The 19499-nt window shown below is 47.6% G+C and carries 18 protein-coding genes; 6 read left to right on the top strand and 12 right to left on the bottom strand.

The features are described 5' to 3' along the window. Positions 1–118 precede the first annotated feature (118 nt). Positions 119–850: an HAD family hydrolase gene (locus ACWGXJ_RS07155; RefSeq protein WP_452566475.1), complete on the bottom strand. Its 732-nt coding sequence runs from the start codon at positions 848–850 to the stop codon at positions 119–121. 359 nt (positions 851–1209) lie between these two features. Here ACWGXJ_RS07155 and ACWGXJ_RS07150 point away from each other — a divergent pair, with 359 nt between their 5' ends. From ACWGXJ_RS07150 to ACWGXJ_RS07140, 3 genes are all read left to right on the top strand, one after another. Beyond that, positions 1210–2064 carry a hypothetical protein gene (locus ACWGXJ_RS07150; RefSeq protein WP_250262103.1) on the top strand — a complete coding sequence of 285 codons (855 nt, stop codon included), beginning with the start codon at positions 1210–1212 and terminating at the stop codon, positions 2062–2064. Positions 2065–2176: 112 nt separating this feature from the next. After that, complete coding sequence (locus ACWGXJ_RS07145) at positions 2177–2932, top strand: threonine/serine exporter family protein (protein WP_061829072.1); 756 nt, start codon at positions 2177–2179, stop codon at positions 2930–2932. A gap of 20 nt (positions 2933–2952) precedes the next feature. After that, positions 2953–3387: a threonine/serine exporter family protein gene (locus tag ACWGXJ_RS07140; protein ID WP_103047615.1), complete on the top strand. Its 435-nt coding sequence runs from the start codon at positions 2953–2955 to the stop codon at positions 3385–3387. 121 nt (positions 3388–3508) lie between these two features. Here the strand turns inward: ACWGXJ_RS07140 and ACWGXJ_RS07135 are convergent, their stop codons facing one another. Then, positions 3509–4021, bottom strand: coding sequence for a GNAT family N-acetyltransferase (locus ACWGXJ_RS07135; RefSeq protein ID WP_061829070.1), 513 nt, complete (start codon positions 4019–4021; stop codon positions 3509–3511). A gap of 203 nt (positions 4022–4224) precedes the next feature. On the opposite strand from ACWGXJ_RS07135, the gene ACWGXJ_RS07130 reads away from it, so the two are divergent. Next, a complete protein-coding gene (locus tag ACWGXJ_RS07130; protein ID WP_452566474.1) occupies positions 4225–4953 on the top strand; it encodes an MBL fold metallo-hydrolase in 729 nt (242 codons plus the stop codon). 72 nt (positions 4954–5025) lie between these two features. After that, complete coding sequence (locus tag ACWGXJ_RS07125) at positions 5026–6114, top strand: M24 family metallopeptidase (RefSeq protein ID WP_452566473.1); 1089 nt, start codon at positions 5026–5028, stop codon at positions 6112–6114. Positions 6115–6179: 65 nt separating this feature from the next. Here the strand turns inward: ACWGXJ_RS07125 and ACWGXJ_RS07120 are convergent, their stop codons facing one another. The 3 genes from ACWGXJ_RS07120 to ACWGXJ_RS07110 form a co-directional block, all read right to left on the bottom strand. Next, positions 6180–6878, bottom strand: coding sequence for a queuosine precursor transporter (locus ACWGXJ_RS07120; protein WP_069291426.1), 699 nt, complete (start codon positions 6876–6878; stop codon positions 6180–6182). A gap of 248 nt (positions 6879–7126) precedes the next feature. Beyond that, on the bottom strand, positions 7127–8524 hold the full coding sequence (locus tag ACWGXJ_RS07115) for an L-cystine transporter (RefSeq protein WP_061829066.1): 1398 nt from the start codon (positions 8522–8524) through the stop codon (positions 7127–7129). A gap of 217 nt (positions 8525–8741) precedes the next feature. Further along, positions 8742–9977, bottom strand: coding sequence for a PTS transporter subunit EIIC (locus tag ACWGXJ_RS07110; RefSeq protein ID WP_452566472.1), 1236 nt, complete (start codon positions 9975–9977; stop codon positions 8742–8744). A 497-nt stretch (positions 9978–10474) separates the two neighbouring features. On the opposite strand from ACWGXJ_RS07110, the gene ACWGXJ_RS07105 reads away from it, so the two are divergent. Further along, a complete protein-coding gene (locus tag ACWGXJ_RS07105; protein WP_069291424.1) occupies positions 10475–12175 on the top strand; it encodes a methyl-accepting chemotaxis protein in 1701 nt (566 codons plus the stop codon). A 97-nt stretch (positions 12176–12272) separates the two neighbouring features. Here the strand turns inward: ACWGXJ_RS07105 and ACWGXJ_RS07100 are convergent, their stop codons facing one another. From ACWGXJ_RS07100 to ACWGXJ_RS07070, 7 genes are read right to left on the bottom strand one after another with little or no spacing between them, the layout of a single operon-like run. Further along, complete coding sequence (locus tag ACWGXJ_RS07100) at positions 12273–13892, bottom strand: cobyric acid synthase (protein WP_452566471.1); 1620 nt, start codon at positions 13890–13892, stop codon at positions 12273–12275. Between the two features lie 38 nt (positions 13893–13930). Continuing rightward, complete coding sequence (cobS, locus tag ACWGXJ_RS07095) at positions 13931–14800, bottom strand: adenosylcobinamide-GDP ribazoletransferase (protein WP_348621890.1); 870 nt, start codon at positions 14798–14800, stop codon at positions 13931–13933. Beyond that, entirely contained in the window at positions 14797–15357 is a 561-nt protein-coding gene (cobU, locus tag ACWGXJ_RS07090; RefSeq protein ID WP_452566470.1) for a bifunctional adenosylcobinamide kinase/adenosylcobinamide-phosphate guanylyltransferase, read from the bottom strand. The genes cobS and cobU overlap by 4 nt, the downstream gene beginning before the upstream one ends. Continuing rightward, positions 15354–16424 (bottom strand): nicotinate-nucleotide--dimethylbenzimidazole phosphoribosyltransferase, encoded by a 1071-nt coding sequence (gene cobT / locus ACWGXJ_RS07085; protein ID WP_452566469.1) that lies wholly within the window; start codon positions 16422–16424, stop codon positions 15354–15356. The genes cobU and cobT overlap by 4 nt, the downstream gene beginning before the upstream one ends. Positions 16425–16466: 42 nt before the next feature. Then, positions 16467–17300 carry an ABC transporter ATP-binding protein gene (locus ACWGXJ_RS07080; protein WP_452566468.1) on the bottom strand — a complete coding sequence of 278 codons (834 nt, stop codon included), beginning with the start codon at positions 17298–17300 and terminating at the stop codon, positions 16467–16469. Beyond that, on the bottom strand, positions 17297–18343 hold the full coding sequence (locus tag ACWGXJ_RS07075; RefSeq protein ID WP_452566467.1) for a FecCD family ABC transporter permease: 1047 nt from the start codon (positions 18341–18343) through the stop codon (positions 17297–17299). Before ACWGXJ_RS07075 ends, ACWGXJ_RS07080 begins: the two co-directional genes overlap by 4 nt. After that, positions 18340–19347 carry an ABC transporter substrate-binding protein gene (locus ACWGXJ_RS07070; protein ID WP_452566466.1) on the bottom strand — a complete coding sequence of 336 codons (1008 nt, stop codon included), beginning with the start codon at positions 19345–19347 and terminating at the stop codon, positions 18340–18342. Before ACWGXJ_RS07070 ends, ACWGXJ_RS07075 begins: the two co-directional genes overlap by 4 nt. Between the last annotated feature and the right edge of the window lie 152 nt (positions 19348–19499).

Raw genomic sequence — 19499 nt, 5'->3', positions numbered from 1 at the left:
TGTTCTAAACCTTTACCAATGAAGTTAGTTCTATAACAGATAAATAGTATTACGGGTTATCTTTTGGAATGGCTTCAAAATAGGTTGATTCTTTTAAAAAATACGGTATGTACCGTGTCTAACGAGCGTCCGGCAGCAGCAACCTTCTTAACTCTGCATAGCTTGCTGCTGTTTTATAGTCCCCCAGCACATCAGTTTCCGGGGGAGCATTCCTGTGATTGAACCAGATCACCTGCCAATTTGCAGCTATAGCTCCCGCCACGTCATTACGCCAGGAATCCCCAATGTAGCAGCAATGCTCTGCTAACGTTCCTGTCCGCTCATTCACTACTTCGAAGATGCGCGGATCAGGCTTGGCATAGCCAACGGTCCCAGATACAAAGATATGCTCTGCCGCAACATGATTTTCCAACGCCATCGCCTTGATCTTGCTCATCTGGTGTTCTTCAAGACCGTTTGTAATTAATCCAACTAAAAAGCCAGCCGAGCTCAAATCATTTATTAACGAGGTAGCCCCCTCAAAAGGCTCAATTCGGTACTGACGATCCAAGTATTCTTCCTGAACATGTATTGCCTGCTCACGGGTAATTTCTACCCCGAATTCTTTTAAAGCCAGAATGAAACGGCCTTCCCTCATCTCATCCAGTTCATCCGGCCCTGCCTTCCCCTCCAATAGTCCTCCTTTAGCCGACAGTACATCGCTGTAATAGCGAATACGATGGTAGGCTTTCTCATAAGGAAAACGCTCACTCAATCCTAATACTGTACGCAATGCATCGCGTGTAGGGTGCAAATGATCGTACATCGTATCATCTACATCAAAAAAAACAGCCTTCTTTTGCAAGTTCATATGCTCACTTCTTTCTGTTAAATCTTCGGATGACGCTCCTTTTCACCTTGTCCTGATATTATACCCGTTGGCCTGTTACGTTGCACCCTGTCCTTCACACCGCGCATCCTGCAATCACACTTCACGGTTGCTAACATACACTGAAAAGACCGCATTTTCGCAAACCCACTTTACTTCTCTACCGAGCTAACATAGGTATCTTGTCCTGCTTTGCTCGAAAGCGTTTTATTTGACAACACACGGGTAAAAGGTCACATTTTTGAAAATATTCGTCATACAGGTTTACATTTCGTGTAAAATCACGTACCTTTTAGGGATGAACGCTTTAATGGATGTATTGGATAAGGGAGGCATACACGATGGATTCCGGTTCTAACCTAGCCTATGGATCAGCTACACCTTTGATTGAGGCACTTATAGAATTTGAAAAGGAGCTCGAAGCGAACCGGCATTCTCTGAGTTTTGATTTGGGATTGATTATGGAGCAGGGCCGCGCGCCACGATATATGGCTACACCACCAGATGTTATTCCTTTTGCCCACGCAGGAGTGGACGGAATACATTATGGCTTTTTAACGGATTTTGGTCTTGAAAAGGACCTTTCACAGGCCCCTATCGTATGCGTATCTCCCGTCGATTGGACGGGTGTATGGGTGGTTGCCCGTCATTTGCAGGATTTTTTAAGCGTTGTTTATACAGAGAACAGTTCATTAAAACGATACTACGCCAGCGGAGACGACTATTCTGGACATGCAGGTCAGCGACTGCCTCAGCTTGTAGATGAACGTACCGCGTTTGTACGCGAATGCTTTCGGGAACGATTTGGTATCGAACCGATTCAGGATATGGCTGCCTATATCGACAGCTTGCGAGCAGAACGGAAGCACAATGAAGCAGCTCCTACGCTGAACGGCTTGGGCATTCAGGTATCTTCTTCCGCGAAGCATAGCTCTTCTATGGAAAGTACCCTCTTGACCGTAACGGAGCCTTTCCTTTGGGAACAACAAGGCGAAGCTGTGCGTGAATTGTTCTATAACGGTTCGCGTGAAGCCAGACTGGCCTTTATTCGGGATGCCCAGACACGGCATCTGTTCACCCATTCTGCCCTTCGTGCTTTTGTAGCTGGACAGCTTAAGTTGATGGGCCTATCTGAGGCCGCAACATATCTGGAAGAGTCCTACTATACCGTTATTCCCGATATGATAGAATCTTGACGAAAACTTCGATTCCCCCTAACATAACCGCCTCTGAAAAGGCGGCTTTTTGTGCTACAATAAATGAAAATAATAGGGTCGAACGGCCCGGTACGAATGAAAGAGAGCGAGTATGAATAATCATTCCTATCCTACTCCTGAAATCATTGAAGTTTGTCTGTTGGCGGGCAAACTGATGATGCAAAATGGAGCCGAAACCTATCGTGTTGAAGACACGATGTCCCGCATTGCTTCAGCCTATGGCATATCCCAGTCCCATAGCTATGTAACACCAACTGGGATTTTTTTTGCCATTAATGATTCGGAGCCTGCCAAGCTCATCCGCATCGTAGAGCGGACCACCGATTTGCACAAGGTGACAGAGGTCAATTCCATTTCACGTAAAATCAGCACAGGTGATTTGTCTCCCCGCGCTGCCGTCAAGGAGCTTGCGGAGATTGAGCGTGGCCCCCTCCGCTATTCCAACCGTGTACAGCTGATGGCTGCTGCGTTGGCCAGCGGTTGCTTTATGATTATGTTTGGTGGTGTCTGGCGAGACTTCCCCGCAGCTGTGTTATGCGGCGGTATCGGATTTGCAGCCGTACAGTATTTTCACAGGCTCGTTAAGGTCAAGTTTTTCTCAGAGTTTTCTGCATCTTTTCTAATCGGCTTGCTGGCGGCTCTATTAACGATAGTAGGCTGGGGACAGATGATGGATAAAATTATAATTGGCTCCGTCATGCCACTGGTTCCAGGCTTGTTAATTACAAATGCCATTCGTGATTTAATGTCCGGGCACCTTGTTTCGGGTCTTTCCAAGGGAGCCGATGCTTGCCTGACGTCTTTCGGCATTGGAGCTGGCGTTGCGGTTATCATTTCTTATATGTGATTCGGAGGAGATTCAAGTCTATGCTTGCACAATTATTCACAAGCTTTATTGCCACCGCTGGTTTCGGCATACTATTCCACGCCCCCCGGCGCTCGCTGCTGCAATGTGGTTTTGTTGGTATGCTAGGTTGGCTGGTCTATTATTCAACCACGGACAGCATGGGACCTGTGAGCGCCAGCCTTTTGGCAACGATCCTCATCGGCATCGTCAGTCAAGGCTTTGCGCGGCTGTACAAAATGCCTGTGATTATTTTCAGTGTGGCAGGCATGATTCCGCTCGTTCCAGGGGGAATGGCCTATAATGCCATGCGCCAGTTCGTACAACAACATTATCCTCAGGCACTAGAGCTGGCCATGAGCACGCTGATGATCGCAGGAGCTATTGCTGTCGGTTTGGTGCTGTCTGAGGTGCTTAATCAAATTTTTCACAACATACGTTTTAGACCTCAGCGTTAAAAGCGATGAAAATAGCAAAATAAAAGAGGCTGCTCCCAAAATCATCCGCAGTGTATGAGACGATTTTGGAAACAGCCTTTTTCTGTACACATTACAAAAAATATTTAACTGTCATAAGCTATTATTCATCCACTCGCTTGCCCAATATCGCCAAATCTCGCTCTATGCTGTCCAGCACAGCTACACGCGGATAGTACCCCCATTGCTCAAAACCAAACTTCCGCAGCAGCCCAATACTTGGCTCATTATGACCAAAAACAAATCCCAACAACGTTGTAATCCCCAGTCTCGGACATTCATTTAGCAAATGCTGTACCAGTCGACTTCCTGTTCCGGTTCCACGAGAATCCTCATGGACGTAAATACTAATTTCTGCTGTACCGTTATAAGCTGGACGCCCATAAAAGGACTGAAGGCTGGCCCAACCGGCAATTGTCCCCTTTTGCTTTAAAACCCACAAAGGGCGGTGGTTCTCCTGATGAGCCTCAAACCATGGAATGCGGCTCTCCACTGTCACCGGTTCCAGATCTGCGGTGACCATTCGTCCTGCAATCGTAGAATTATAAATATCCACAATATCGGGAAGATCCTCTCTGCACGCAAATTCAATGGAAAAAGATTGGTCCTGATTCATTATTCGTATCCGCCTCCTATGGTGTGATTTATTTATTGTACAAGACAAGCGCCCGATCAGCCATATCGAGTTGTTTTGCGGATTAGTCCCAAAGGGTTTTATAATAGAGCTTGAAGATAAGGAAAAATAAAAACGGGGAAAGCGATTTAACACGATGAGACGGGAGGTATGTTTCGGAGTCAAGGATTCTGAAGCAGCTTAATATGAATATTGGAACTCAACTCTTGATTTTGGAAATACCTATGGAATCTTTTTTTGGAAAAACGACTATTTATCCTGTACTGCTCAAGGACGAGGATGGACTTACACTGATTGACACGGGAATGCTCGGCCAATTTGAGCTATTACGCAAGGCTATCTCAGATGTGGGTGAGGATATCAGCCGCGTGAAAAGAATTATTTTAACACATCAGGATATTGACCATATCGGAAATGTTCATGCACTGCTGGATCTGCTGCCGAATACTGCCCTGTTAGCCCATAAGGATGACGTTCCTTATATGACAGGGGAGCGACCGTTTGTGAAGCTGACGTCGGAACGGATTAAACAAATGGATACTGTGCTCAAGCAGCAAGCAGAGGATATGATTCGCCGCCTGCCAGATTTGCGCTTTGCTCATATTCTTGAGGACGGTGAGCATCTACCCTATGGTGGAGGAATACAGATTATACATACACCTGGCCATACACCCGGGCATATCAGCTTGTATGTGCCCGCACAAAAGCTACTGTTGGCAGCAGATGAACTGCTGGTAGTCGAAGGTGAACTGGTCGGTCCTGCTGAGTCGGCTACGCCGGATATGCCATTGGCTCTGAAGAGCCTCGAAAAGCTGACGGTATTGGATGTTGAAAAGGTAATCTGCTACCATGGCGGCTACTATGATCAGAACGTACAAGCACGTCTGCAAACATTAAGTCAGACAAGAGAGTAAGCCATTCAAAGCTATAAATTATGATGTAATAAGAGCTATAATGAATACATGGACAGAAAGGAATGAGACTCTATGAATGATAAAATTACAAGATTATATGATGAACTGAAATCACAATCTTGGGATGGCCTGCTTGTGACCGATCCCAAACATATTTACTATCTGACGGGCTTTGCTAGTGATCCGCATGAGCGTTTTCTTGGTCTCGTGCTGCTTCGAGACCAAGAACCAGAACTGATCGTACCCGCTCTGGATGCAGAAGCCGCCCAAGCTGCTTCTTCTGTGACTCGTATATCCACCCACACCGATACGGACAATCCATATGATCTGTTGCGTCAACGTACAGGCACCGGAGTGAAAACATTCGCGCTGGAAAAGGAGCACGTCTCCGTCCTCCGTTATGAACAGTTACATACTGCTATTGGCGCGGCTCAATATGTGGATCTGGGTCCTGTGCTTCAAGAAATGCGTGTGAGAAAAACTCCTGAGGAAGTACAACGTCTGAAACATGCAGCTCGTTTGGTGGAAGATGCTCTTCGCCACGGCCTCACCCATGTGCGCGAAGGAGTGACGGAAGTCGAGCTGGTGGCCGAAATCGAATACCAGATGAAAAAAATCGGCGCAGATGGCCCGTCCTTTGACACGACAGTGCTGTCTGGACCTAAAACAGCCTTGCCTCATGGTGTTCCGGGCACCCGCAAGCTACAGCCTGGCGATCTGCTCATGTTTGATATGGGCGTATATTCCGATGGTTATGCTTCGGATATTACGCGTACTTTTGCTTTTGGAAAGCTGCCGGCTGAGCTGGAGACGATTTATGATACGGTTCTTCGCTCGAACGAAGCGGGGATTGCCGCCATTCGCCCAGGAGTTTCCTGCGCATCCGTAGATCAGGCAGCACGGGCTGTTGTTGAAGCCGCTGGATACGGCCCTGCCTTTAACCATCGAGTTGGACACGGCCTTGGTATGAGTGTTCACGAATATCCATCTGTACACGGAGGCAATAGCGATCTGCTTCATGAAGGCTTCGTGTTCACCATCGAACCCGGCATCTATGTGCCAGGCCTCGGCGGTGTGCGGATTGAAGATGACGTTTTGGTCACCTCTAATGGTGTTGAAGTGCTTACCTCTTTTCCAAAAGAACTGACAGTGCTCGGATAAACCCATCGCTATTCATTATATTGGTATGTAAAAAAGGATGAAAAAGGAGGGGCAACCCCAAGCCATCATGGCTTGAGGGTTTGCCCCTCCTCTTCTATAAAGCGGAAATTGCGTGCGATGTACAAAATGGGTGTACCCGCCGCGGTCAGTACAAATTTTAAGATGTAGGTGGTGAATAATATCTCGAGCCATATCCCCCACGCATAACCGTAAAAGGCAATAGTACAGAAAATGAGCGTATCTATAAACGAGCTGATCATCGTGCTGCCATTGCCGCGAATCCAGAGCTGATGACGTTCCGGGAAGAACTTGCGAATCCAGGCGTACAGACGCACGTCCAGCAATTGACTGACCGCATAGGCTGTCAAGCTGGCAAGCGCAAGTCTTGGCAACAATCCGAACAGCTGTTGCATCGGTGTCTGGGCAAAATCCGTTGCAGTAGGCTGGAACTGCAGCACCATCTGCATCGTTATCGTCGTCATAATCAGAGTGAAAAAGCCGAACCACACAGCTTTACGCGCTTCTTTAGGACCATATTTTTCATTCAGTAAGTCGCTGGCCATATACATAGAAACATACATCGTATTTCCCAATGTCGTGGTAATGCCGACCAGATCAATCGTTTTGGTTACCTGAATGTTGGCCAGTACAGTAGCAACACCAATCCAGGCGTACAGCCCTTTTTTACCGAACAACCGAAAACATAACAAAAAGAACATAAAATTGACGAGGACAAAAGCTGCCCCCCATAACAGATTAAACATGAAATCCTCCTAGTTTTGATAGCGCGGGATGGTTGCGAACCGCGGTTCATCCGAAGCAAGCCGGAAAAACATTATTTTAATGTATCATAGATTAGGATTTGTGAACAGCCATAATTTACACTGCCCTAAACTCAATACAAAGAGCCGACCTTATGGCCGGCTCTTTGTACAGCGTACATACAGTACGTGTGTTATATAGGCTACAGATGTGATATGAGACTGATCGTACACCCTTCATTTATCATTACTTAAGAGTGTGCCGTTGCATCCAAATCCATACCATGATTATTGAATACGTCTTGATCGTTCTCCTTGAGCACCTTGCCTGAAATGAGACCTGCAGTAATAGAATCATTGACATTTAACGCTGTGCGTCCCATATCAATCAACGGTTCGACTGAGATAAGCAATCCTGCCAATGCCACTGGAAGATTCATGGTAGAAAGCACGATCAAGGAAGCGAAAGTGGCACCACCGCCTACACCCGCCACGCCGAACGAGCTGACCGTAACGACCAGAATCAGCGTGAGGATAAAATCCCAGCTCGTTGGATCAATACCCACGGTTGGAGCAATCATAACCGCCAGCATTGCCGGATAAATACCAGCACAGCCGTTTTGCCCAATAGTCGCTCCCAAGGTCGCAGACAGATTCGCGATGCCGTCGGACACACCAAGCTTTTTCGTTTGTGTTTCAACATTTAACGGAATGGTCGCCGCACTGGAACGAGAAGTAAAAGCAAAAACCAATGTAGGCAATACTTTTTTCACATACGTCACCGGATTGTAGCCGAACAAGGCCAGCAAAATAAGATGAATGATAAACATGACCAACAGAGCCACATAAGAAGCGAGCACAAACTTGATTAGCTTCAAAATTTCATCTGGATTGGTCGTAGCTACTACTTTAGTGATCAGTGCTAAAATACCGTAAGGAGTCAATCTCAGCACCAGCGTTACAATTCGCATCACTACAGCGTACACTGCATCAATCACTTTACGGAAGGTTTGCGCCTGTTCCGGTTTTTTACGATCCAATCCGAGTACAGCCACCCCGATAAAGGCCGAGAAAATAACCACCGCCAGCGTCGACGTACGACGTGCTCCCGTCATATCCTCAAAAGGATTTGAAGGAATAAATTCCAGCACCTGCTGTGGAATGGTCATGTCCTGAACTGTTCCAAGGCGCTCTTCCATCTTCAAGCCCTGTGCTTGTTCCTTTTCCCCACCTTGAATCTCAATTGCCTTTAGGTCAAACGACAGGCTGGTTACAATACTAACTGAAGCAGCAATTGCCGTTGTAATCAGTAGTACTGCAATAATGGACACGCTGATTTTGCCAAGGTTCTGTCTTCCCTTCAAATTCATAATAGCCGAAATAATCGACACCATGATAAGCGGAATAACGACCATTTGCAGCAAACGGACATAACCGTTACCTGCGAGGTTGAACCAATCAACCGATTTTGTAATGACCTCTGAGCCTGCCCCATAAGCATATTGTAGAATAGCCCCGTAGATCAGTCCGAAGCCAAGTCCGGCAAATACCCTTTTTGTAAAGGAGATGTGCTTTTTCTGCATCCAGACCAATACGCCTAGCAGCAAAAGCAGCACGATTACATTTAAAATAATAAAGAAGGTATCCATGTATTATTTCCTCCAAACTTATACTTAATATGTTTTATAAGGTGTCCTTCAATCCGAAGAATACTATATCACAAAACCAACTATTTTTGTAGGTTTTATAACAATAAAATAGTTAAGCAGCTTCAAATTTGGATTTTATCGAAACGTCAAACAGCAAGCCTTCATCTTTCGAGGGCTTGCTGTTTTTTTGTCCTGAACAGAACGACATGTATTCAACTTAGCTGCCGGGGCTCTTTTCCACAACCAAGTTCGGAGAAGCATTCATGCCAGATGTAGATACTCCTTGCGAATGCTCATCTTTTTCATCCACAAAGCCCATAAAATACGTAATTACGCCAGCTGTAACAAACGAAATCAGCATACCCACAATACCGTACACAAGCGTGGTATCAGAAAATAAAGGTAAGCTGAGCAGCCCAGCAGAGACACCAATACTAGTAAGCTCCGTTTCAAACAGACACATACAAGCCCCACCAACGGCTCCACCGATCATAACTGCTATTAACGGTTTTTTGAAACGGATATTGACACCATACATGGCCGGTTCAATGATTCCTAGCATGGCCAACAAACCTGTGGACGCAGCCAGCGTTTTGACTTTGGCATTTTTGGATTTAACACATACGCCAAATGTTGCGCCAGCCTGAGCGAAAGCCGCTGCAATGACCACGGGAAAAAGGTGATCATAACCCAATGTTGTCAGCGAGCTGATCATAATCGGTAGCATTATATATTGCATACCTGCAATAATAAGCAAAGACATCGTGCCTCCGAGCAACAACCCTGTAAATACTTCTGCATTGTCAAACAACCAGCCTAGTCCATCGGATACATGTTGGCCGAGATAACTCCACAGTGGCCCGAAAGCGAACACCATTAAAGGTATAGTGATCATCAGTGTCAAAGTCGGGACAACCATTAATTTAAGTGAATAAGGGATATACCTGTCTAACCATTTTTCGATATACGATGCTATCCAGACAACAACAAGTATGAGTACTATAGATGAAGCAGCTTGTGGGTCTATAACTGGCAGACCGGCAAAACGTACCTCCTCACCAGACTGGAGTAAACTTGTTAATTGGGGATGGAATACGGATGCTGCGATGGCTGCTGCAACAAACACATTGCTGCGCAGCCTTCTTGCCGCACTTGCCGCAACAAAAATAGGTAAAAAATAAAATATCCCATCGCTGATAGCCATTAAAATAGTATATACCTGCGGATCAGACAACAATAAACCGAAGGACATTAAAACTAATATAATTACCTTGATCATTCCCGCACCAATCATTGCCGGCAAGATCGGAGTAAATACGCCTGATACATAATCTAATAGTCGACTTATCGGATTTCTCCCTGTGGCAGCTCTATAACTGCCGGAAGTCAGCTCCTGTGTATCTTCTCCTCTGACCTGCGAAATCACTTCTTTGGAAAGTAAATCCCGATTCATAACAACCTTTTCCCCTTTTATATGTATATTGAAGACCACTTTCGAACTTACAAACCAAGCTTAGAAGAATATTGTAAAAAAGCCGTATTCCTTATGCTACTTATATTACTTCTTTTTTACAATAGTTTTAAAGAAGGAGTAATCTATTCGTTTTTATGCACCTGATAATTTACATCTAACTTACATCTAAACACCTAAGACCATAGTTATATATTTTTTGTTTGTTTTTGGGCAAATATGACTATTCAACCGTCTGTTAATTATGTAAAATAGGTCTAACCTACTTTTTAGTAAATCATGGATTACTTCCCTTTCACATTCTTGTCCCTTGAATTCAGCTGAAATATACATAGAATCCGAACATTTTCAGTCTTTTCTTCAAGCGAGGAAAGGAACAAAAGTAGATCATGGCGTGTCAAGTATCTATTGGACAAGCGGCCTACTTCAAGCAGGGAATTCGTCTGATTTTATTACCATCATGTGAGAGGAGATTTTTCATGAAGAGTTTTAATCGTTCCATTGGCGCGAAATTACGAATTATGTTTTTGCTGATTCAGCTCTTTGCGTCCCTTTTGTTCAGCATCAGTTTCTATGCAATATCCATGAGTATCATTAATAACAGTGTCATGCCTCAGGTAGACCAATTGCTAGAAACTGGAGCTAAAAATGTGTATCAGGATCTCAATATTTCCTTAGCTGTTCAGGCTGGGCAAGGAAGCGGTTCTGATTCCGGCTCCGCTATACAGATGGAATCCTATCTTCAGGACAAGGTCGATACCCTCAAATTAGAATCGGCATATATCGCGGTAGTGAAGGATGATAAAGCCGAAGTCGTCGCACGGAATGTAAAATCAGTATACAAGGTCAAGGATGCACTCATTCCTGTTGAGGATATTAAAAAAGCAAAACAAGGCGAGATGAATATCAGTGAAATTTACAGCGATTCATACGGAGTACACAAAACCGCCTTCTTTGCTATATCAGGTAGTAATCTAGTTCTGGGTGTGAACGAAGACGTCGGATTTGTACAGGAAAAATCCCAACAAATTCTATGGATTTGCATAGGTATTACAGTGGCAACGCTCCTGCTGGGCGGCATTATTTCTACCCTCGTGATACGTAAAGTTGTAGAACCCATTGCTGAATTGGTTCGTCATAGCGAAAAAATTGCTCAAGGTGATCTTTCACAAGAAGCGAAGGTTCATGGAGTTAATGAAATTGCCCAACTTGCCCGCAGCTTCCAATCCATGTCTCATAACTTGAAAGAAATGATCGGCCATGTGCTTTCTACATCCGGTGCGGTTGTTGAAGGATCGGACGAGCTACTTCGTCGGACTGAGGCTATAAGTGTAAAAGTGCAGGACTCTACAGTTGCCGCAGAGGAAGTAGCAAAGGGCAGTACCAGCATAGCTACAGCTGCTGCTGAAAATGCACAGGCTATGGAGGAAATCGCTCAAGGTGTTCAGCACATTGCCTCCTCTGCCAATGATGTATCCGATCAAATCAGTGAAGCGACAAAAGAAACGGTTAACGGTAATACGCTCGCTCAAAAAGCTGTAGCTCAAATGTCACAGGTAGGACATGCTGCCGATGAATCGCTTCGATACATCCATAGTATGAATGAGCGCTCAGAAGCCATTGGCAGTATCGTTTCGGCTATCTTCGATATTACGAAGCAAATTCAAATGTTGTCCCTGAATGCCTCCATTGAAGCCGCCCGTGCGGGCGAACATGGACGGGGCTTTGCCGTAGTAGCTGGAGAAGTACGCAAGCTTGCCGAGCAATCTAAAGAAGCCACACAAGAAATTTCCGACTATTTGGTTACCATTCAAGAAGTATCGCAACAATCTGTGGACTCTGTGACCCAGGTGAGCCGTGAAATTCATTCGGGAACGGAAATGGTTCAACAAGCGAGCTCAGCCTTTAACCAGCTAAGTGAGCTTATGCAAAAGATCAATGCTACGATTCAAACGGTCTCTGCAGCAACGGAGCAGGTATCCGCCAGCTCGGAGGAAGTATCTGCTTCCGTGGAAGAGACAGCTCTCATCGCAGCCAATGCACAGCATATGATTCAAGAAATCGGTTTAAATGCCGATGAGCAACTGAATGAAATGGAAAGCCACAGCGAGGTTGTTCGCCAATTAAGCAAACAAGCAACCGAACTGCAAAAGGCTGTCCAAAAATTTAAAATTACGTAAGCCGATACAATAAAAAGAGGTATCTCACAGTCTTAAAAATGGCTGTAGAGATACCTCTTTATTTTTTAAAATCGATTTTAATAATCATCCATGAAGTTTATGAATTCATTCCCATAATACGATAAATTTGCTCCATATCTAAATGAGCCCGTACCACTTCTGCGACACGGTCAAACTCTCGTTCCTTGGCTTCACGTACAGTAAAAGTGCTTTCTAAAGGTGCCAAGCCCTTGGCTTGTCGCAATCCATCCAGCCAGCAACGGCGAAAACGGTCATTATCAAACACACCGTGCAAATAGGTTCCCCATACTTTACCGTCTGTTGTACCCCAGCCTTCCTCAAAAGCTGTTCCTTCGCCACGCCGGATATGGAATAACCTTTTCATTTCGCTTAGGTTTAAAGTTCTATCTGTAGGTGCGCATGGTTCCGTAACATACTCCGTAACCCCCATATGTATTTCATAACCTTCAATGCTTGGCTTGCAGGCAGAACCTGAATCAGTCGCAGTGCTAAGCAAAAGCGGGCAATGATTAGACAGGGTTCCCTGTACGCGTACGGTTTGCTTTTCCTTTAAAAAGGTCGTGGATAGAGCAAGCCAACCTAACCCTTCTGCCTGCTGCGGCAACCCAGATTCGACGGCTTCGGGATCAAATAGTGCGGTACCCAGCATCTGATAACCTCCACAAATGCCAACGAGCTGCGTGCGTCCGGTATTCATAGCCTGCCGAATGTCTTTCTCCAGACCTCTCTCACGCAATTCCAGCAGGTCTCCAATGGTGTCTTTGGTCCCCGGTAAGATAATGGCGTCCGGTACGCCCAACTGTCCGGCTTCTGTGACATAACGAACACTCACATCCGGCTCTGCGGCCAGAGCATCCGTGTCTGTAAAATTGGAAATTCGCGGATATCGTATCACCGCAATATCCAGTTCTTTATCCTTTGCAGATTGTTTGGGCTTCTTGTCCAGTACTACCGAATCCTCTGCTTCAATGCGAATGTCTGGCAGATAGGGCAATACACCGAGTACAGGAATGCCTGTCCGTTCTTCCAGCCAGTCTAATCCCGGCTGAAGCAGAGACAGATCACCTCTGAATTTGTTAATGATAAATCCGCGGATACGCTGTACTTCATGGGGTTCCAGTAACTCTATGGTGCCTACTAGAGAGGCAAAAACTCCGCCCCGGTCGATATCTGAAATAAGCAACACTGGAGCATCCGCCCAACCTGCCAGATTCATATTTACGATATCGCGGTCCTTCAAATTAATCTCTGCCGGGCTGCCTGCCCCTTCCATAAGGACAATATCATAGGTATCACGCAACCGATTCAGAGCATCCATAACGGTCTGTTTGGCTTTTGGCAAAAAATCCTTCCGGTAATCGGAGGCGCTCATATAGGCATAAGGTACACCGTGTACAACAATCTGTGAGTGCATATCTTTGACCGGCTTAATCAGAATCGGATTCATGTCAGTTGTGGCCTCAATACCGCAGGCCTCAGCCTGCACCCCCTGAGCGCGTCCAATTTCCTTGCCGTTCTCGGTAACATAAGAGTTTAACGCCATATTTTGTGACTTAAACGGTGCGGGACGATATCCGTCCTGCGTAAAAATACGACAAAGCGCAGTCGTCACCACGCTTTTGCCCACATCCGACGCTGTTCCTTGAAGCATTAATACGGCTGCCGGGTTCGTGCAGGACGGTTCGAAAGTTGACAATTGCCTCTTCCCCTTTAACGAATTCATTTCAAATCTGGTCACAACCCGTACAAAATGACAATAAACAACAATAAAACAGTCTCCAGCAATTCGTTTAAAGTTCCGTATATATCTCCTGTAAGTCCACCCAAGCGGCGGTTAATACGGTTTGCCGTGAAGGTTCCAACACCGTAAGCCAAGACCGGAAGCAACACAAAACCTAGCGAGATTGGAAGGCTCTCAGAATACGAAAGGAACGGCTGCAAGTATGATCCTGCCGACGACAGATTCCCAGTCCCCCTTGTTGCTGTAGCCAAACCTGCCAGAAGATATTGTCCTACGGCAGCACTCAGGGTCACTAATACTGCCCAGAATACGGCCAACCCTACGCGGCCACCACTCATATCAGCAAAACGCGCAGCCAGCCCATCATCATTACGAGCTTTAGGCCAGCGCTTCATTGCATGTACCATAAACCAGCGGCTCCAAACCATCGGAAGCAGCAGCAAGCCAGACACATTCCGTTCAACCAGCACCGTATACAGCAAAGAAGCCTTGAGCATGAGTAGCAGCACACAAGCAATAACGCCCATAGCCCCTACACGGCTATCTTTCATAATCTCCAGCATCCGCTCACGAGATCGGTAGCTGAACAAGGCATCGGCCGCATCCATCCACCCGTCCAAATGCAATCCGCCCGTCAACCAAACCCAGACAACAAGCGTAAGAATCGCACACGGCAACGGCGGCAATACCATAGAAGTAAGCGCCGCAAAGCCCCAGACAATGATGCCAATAACCACTCCCACCAGCGGATAATAACTTGCACTGCGTTTAAGCAAATCCGGGGAAAAATCTATTTCCGCCTTCACCGGAAGACGCGTTAAAAATTGAAAAGCCGCCGCAACAGCCTGACGTTCGCGGCTCATAGCTTATATTCCAACTGTTTGAGTTCTACGGGAATGCCAGCCGTCACCAAAAATACTTCATCACAAAGGCGGGCAATCCGCTGATTCATAACCCCACTCAAATCCCGATACAGCCGACCCAGCGGATATTCGGGCACAATACCGTCACCAACCTCGTTGGTTACGATGACGAGCTGCCCTGGATACTGCTCCACAGCTGCCGCCAGTTCATTAATGGCAGCTCTGGACGCAGCTTCGCCGTCCTCGCCTGCGGCCAGCAGTACGTTCGACAGCCACAGGGTCAGGCAGTCGACCAGCACCATAGGCGCGGGCTGCGACGCTTGATCGCCACCAAGCTGCTGCAGCAGCTCCGGTAACGCCTGCGCTTCCTCCAGCGTCTGCCAGTCGTACCCGGCAGACTCGCGCTGGACCCGATGAAGGGCGATGCGCTCCTTCATCTCCATGTCATAGGCTTGCGCCGTTGCAATGTAGCAGGCGCGCGAAGCGCGCGACATGCATAATCGCTCGGCAAAGTCGCTTTTCCCGCTGCGTGCCCCGCCGGTCACGAGCGCTTTCATCGCTGCGCGGCTCCCTGACCGTCCGATACGACTGCATCGGCAAAGGTCGCCATTTCGCGCATGATGCGGCACGCCGCATCAATCAGGTGCAAGCTAAGCGCACCGCCTGTGCCCTCCCCGAGCCGCATGTCCAAATAAAGCATGGGCTCCAGCTTGAGCTGGCGAAGCACCGCCGCGTGCCCGCGCTCGTCCGAGGCGTGCGAAGCAAGCATGTACGCAGCGCTTGCAGGCGCAAGTGCACGCGCTGCGAGGGCAGCTGCGCCTGAAATAAAGCCGTCCAGCACAACTGGACAGCGATGTGCGGCTGCGCCGAGGATGACTCCTGCCAAGGCGGCAATCTCCAGACCGCCGACCTTAGTGAGCACGTCGAGCGCATCATTTGCATCTGGCTGGTTCACGTCCAATGCGCGGCAGACAACCGATATTTTACGGGTAAGCCCAGCCATATCTACACCCGTTCCCCGGCCTACGATAACTTCCGGCTCCAGTCCGGTGAGAGCACATACGACTGCAGCGCTGGCTGTCGTATTCCCGATGCCCAGCTCTCCGGTAACGAATAGCCGTGTGCCACCTTTGACCGCTTCTGCTACGGCTTCAGCTCCGGCCAAAACCGCCTGTTCCGCTTCCGTACGCAGCATTGCTGGCCCTTTAGCTATATTCGAAGTACCCATGCGTACCTTACGGTCCACCAGATTCGCGTGAGCGACATCCGCATTCACGCCAACATCTACCACCTTGACATCTGCGCCCGCATGACGTGCCAGCACATTAATTGCCGCGCCACCTGACAGCATGTTATACAGCATTTGCTGTGTAACCTCAGCCGGAAAGGCACTGACTCCCTCTTCACACACCCCGTGATCCGCAGCCATAACCATAACCGTTTTACGCTCAAATTCAGGCTTGTCCACTCCTGTAATTCCTGCTAGCTGAATGGCCACACTTTCCAACTTTCCAAGACTTCCCGGTGGCTTCGTTAATTGGTCCAAATGGGCTGAAGCTGCCGAGGCCGCCACCCCATCCGGCTGGGCAATGCTATCGATCAGCTGACGCAGCTTGTTGTTCATACCTTCCACTCCCTGCTCTTTTAAGTGTGTTTCATCGTTTATTTAATCTGCTGTGTCCGAAGCGCTCCTGCGCAGCAAGAGCTGCGGCACACCGCTATCGGGATGCGGAAGCATCACAGGCTCAACACCGTATACTCGTCGAATCCGATCCTCGGTTAATAACTTCGATGAAGCTCCCAATCCTTCAACCATTCCATCCTTGAGTACAAGCAAATCTTCGCAAAATTGGGCTGTCAAGTTAAGATCATGCAAGACCGCAATGATCGTCACACCCGTTTCTTGGCGCCAATCTGCCAGCAGTTCCATAAATTCAAGCTGATAGCGCAAGTCCAGATAGGTCGTAGGCTCGTCCAGCAGCAATATTCGTGGCTCCTGCACCATTACTTTTGCCAAAGCTACACGCTGTCGCTGTCCCCCACTCAAGCGGTCCAATGCTCTGTCCGCCAACGTGGTAAGACCCAATCGCTCCAGCACGCGATCCGTGATCGCCTCCACATCAACACCCTTTTCCCTGCCTAACCAGTCCTGATGAGGAAAACGTCCCATTTCTACGACTTCCCTGACGGTGTATCCCACTGGAGGAAGCCCTTCCTGTTGGAGTACGGCTATGAGTCGGGAAAGCTCTTTTCTGCTGTAGCTACCGACCTTTTTGCCATAGATATGAACGTTTCCCGAAGTTGGTTGATCTACACCCGAAAGCAGATGCAGCAAGGTCGATTTTCCACTGCCGTTCGGACCAATAATTCCCCACCAAGTTCCTTCGTCGACGCTCCAGCTTATATTCTTTAACGCATGGAACTCTCCATAGGCACGTGTCAGACCCGCTACCTCTAATGCTCGATCTTGCACCTTCTGTGATTCACTTTGTTCTGTCACAGCAGTTCCCCCCTGCGCAGCTTCTTGTTCCGGTACAGGAGATATGCGAAGAACGGTGCCCCAACAAAGGCCGTCATCACGCCCAGAGGAATTTCCGTGGGGGCTAACAACGTGCGAGCCGCCGTATCTGCCCAAGCCATAAAAATAGCTCCACCGAGCGCAGATAATGGAACAATCAACCGGTAATCAGGACCTGTCACCAGACGAATGATATGCGGTACAACAAGTCCCACAAAGCCAATCACTCCACATACCGAGACAGCGGCAGCTGTCAGCAGCGTGGAAATGATCAAAACAGATAGCTTCGTCGCATCTACATGAACTCCCATGTGAGCCGCCTGACGTTCACCCAAAGCCAAAATATTCAGCACACGTGCCCGGTTCCATAGAAATACCAGTCCTATGACCACATAAGGTAAAAGGATTCCTGTATATGACCAACCGCGCAGACTAAGACTTCCCATCGTCCAGTACAATATTTCATTGACCGTCTCCTTCGACATGGCTGTCAGAAAGGAAACAACTGCTCCCAGAAAGGATTGCATCACCACACCCGACAAAATGAGACTTTGTGTCGGAATTTTCCCACCTTCCCGTGCCAACGTCAGCACCATCCACAGCGTCAGCATTCCGGTCGTAAATGCCACTAGCGGCAGCGTCCATATGCCAACAAATGAAAATTGAAGGCCCCAATAGATCAGTACTGCCGCTCCTACCGAAGCCCCCGAGGATACCCCCAGTGTATACGGATCAGCCAAAGGATTACGCAGCACACCCTGAAATCCGGCTCCCGCCAGCGCCAGCGCTGCTCCTACCAACATTCCCAGTAACACTCGTGGCAATCTGACCTTCAAAATAATCTGCTCTGAGGATGTATTCCAATCCGGTATAAACGTATCGCCTAACCACGGAAGGTGGTTAACCAGAATGCCCGTGATCTGGCTGACCGGAAGCTTGGCCGAGCCGATGCCAAGACAGAGCAGCAGCGTCAGCAACAGCAAAACAAGACCTGTCCCTCCAAAGCCGATCAGTTTACGGTTCATTTGAAAATTTCAGGATACACGCCCTTGGCCACTTCCTTGAGACCTTCCGTTACGCGTGGACCCGGACGACTGATCAAATTATCATCCACGGCAAACACCCGGTTGTGGCGAACAGCCGATATTTGATCCCATCCACTGCGAGCTTTAATGATTTCGCCGAGCGTTTGACCAGTTTTGTCGTCCTTGACACTTTTGCTGTACAAAATCACGTCAGGGTTCGCAGCAATAATATTTTCTTCACTAATTTGGTACCACCCCTTCTGCGTGGCACCTACATTTTCGCCGCCCGCCAACGTAATCAGCTCGTCCATAAACTCGCCTTTACCAACTGTCCAGCCTGGTGAAAACTCGACGTATACCCGCAGCTTCTGCCCTTTACCGATATTTTTAACTCCTTCTTTCACTTCCGCTACATCTGCTCTCATCTTGTCAGTCACCGCTCTCGCTTCTTTCTGATGATCGGTGATTTTCCCATACAATTCGATGTTAGCTATGACATCTTCAACTGTCTTCGGTTCCGTTTTAAAAATCATAATTCCCATGTCGCGCAGCTTGGTCGTAGCCTGTTCACTAAGTGATATCCCTGCAAAAACGACTTCCGGGTTAGCAGCAATGATCGCCTCTTCGTTCGGTTTCATAATACCGCCTACTTTAGGCTTTTTCGTAGCTGCTTCCGGGTAATCAGAGTAGTCGGAGACGCCAACTATTTCCTTATCCAGCCCGATGGCGAACAGCGCCTCGGTTTCTGCCGGGGAGACGGAAACGATTTTATCCGGCGCTTTTTTGAATGTAAATTCCTGTCCTGTTGCATCCTTAACTGTGAGTGGGTAAACTGTTTTGCCCGGAGGCTCTTGTGCGGTTACGGTCTTTCCTGGCTGCTGTGCAGAAGTCTGATTCTCTTTATTTTCAGCATTTTTTCCATTAGCGCCACATGCACTCAGCACAACTGCCAATATCAGAACCAATAGACCTGTTGTCCAAACCTTTATTTTTTTTCCTACCATGATTTGCACCCCTTCATAAAAAAATCGTTAAGAGCGTTACTTGAGCATCATCAGATATCTTCTAAATCCAGCCTTCTTTTCCTATCAAAAAAACCCCGCATCCTTATATCAGGACACAGGGGTCACGTTAGCGCAGATCGTGCGCAGGCGGC

This window comes from Paenibacillus sp. S33 (genome assembly GCF_053615415.1).
The sequence above is the reverse complement of the archived record's forward strand: the minus strand, read 5'-3'. Positions and strand labels throughout refer to the sequence as shown.

Excerpts from the sequence above, each read along its gene's own strand:
- ACWGXJ_RS07120 (WP_069291426.1), bottom strand. The coding sequence starts at position 6,878 with ATGTTTAATCTGTTATGGGGGGCAGCTTTTGTCCTCGTCAATTTTATG.
- ACWGXJ_RS07145 (WP_061829072.1), top strand. The coding sequence starts at position 2,177 with ATGAATAATCATTCCTATCCTACTCCTGAAATCATTGAAGTTTGTCTG.
- ACWGXJ_RS07110 (WP_452566472.1), bottom strand. The coding sequence starts at position 9,977 with ATGAATCGGGATTTACTTTCCAAAGAAGTGATTTCGCAGGTCAGAGGA.
- ACWGXJ_RS07140 (WP_103047615.1), top strand. The coding sequence starts at position 2,953 with ATGCTTGCACAATTATTCACAAGCTTTATTGCCACCGCTGGTTTCGGC.
- ACWGXJ_RS07105 (WP_069291424.1), top strand. The coding sequence starts at position 10,475 with ATGAAGAGTTTTAATCGTTCCATTGGCGCGAAATTACGAATTATGTTT.
- ACWGXJ_RS07155 (WP_452566475.1), bottom strand. The coding sequence starts at position 850 with ATGAACTTGCAAAAGAAGGCTGTTTTTTTTGATGTAGATGATACGATG.
- ACWGXJ_RS07135 (WP_061829070.1), bottom strand. The coding sequence starts at position 4,021 with ATGAATCAGGACCAATCTTTTTCCATTGAATTTGCGTGCAGAGAGGAT.
- cobT (WP_452566469.1), bottom strand. The coding sequence starts at position 16,424 with ATGAACAACAAGCTGCGTCAGCTGATCGATAGCATTGCCCAGCCGGAT.
- ACWGXJ_RS07150 (WP_250262103.1), top strand. The coding sequence starts at position 1,210 with ATGGATTCCGGTTCTAACCTAGCCTATGGATCAGCTACACCTTTGATT.
- ACWGXJ_RS07075 (WP_452566467.1), bottom strand. The coding sequence starts at position 18,343 with ATGAACCGTAAACTGATCGGCTTTGGAGGGACAGGTCTTGTTTTGCTG.
- ACWGXJ_RS07125 (WP_452566473.1), top strand. The coding sequence starts at position 5,026 with ATGAATGATAAAATTACAAGATTATATGATGAACTGAAATCACAATCT.
- ACWGXJ_RS07115 (WP_061829066.1), bottom strand. The coding sequence starts at position 8,524 with ATGGATACCTTCTTTATTATTTTAAATGTAATCGTGCTGCTTTTGCTG.
- ACWGXJ_RS07070 (WP_452566466.1), bottom strand. The coding sequence starts at position 19,347 with ATGGTAGGAAAAAAAATAAAGGTTTGGACAACAGGTCTATTGGTTCTG.
- cobU (WP_452566470.1), bottom strand. The coding sequence starts at position 15,357 with ATGAAAGCGCTCGTGACCGGCGGGGCACGCAGCGGGAAAAGCGACTTT.
- cobS (WP_348621890.1), bottom strand. The coding sequence starts at position 14,800 with ATGAGCCGCGAACGTCAGGCTGTTGCGGCGGCTTTTCAATTTTTAACG.
- ACWGXJ_RS07130 (WP_452566474.1), top strand. The coding sequence starts at position 4,225 with ATGAATATTGGAACTCAACTCTTGATTTTGGAAATACCTATGGAATCT.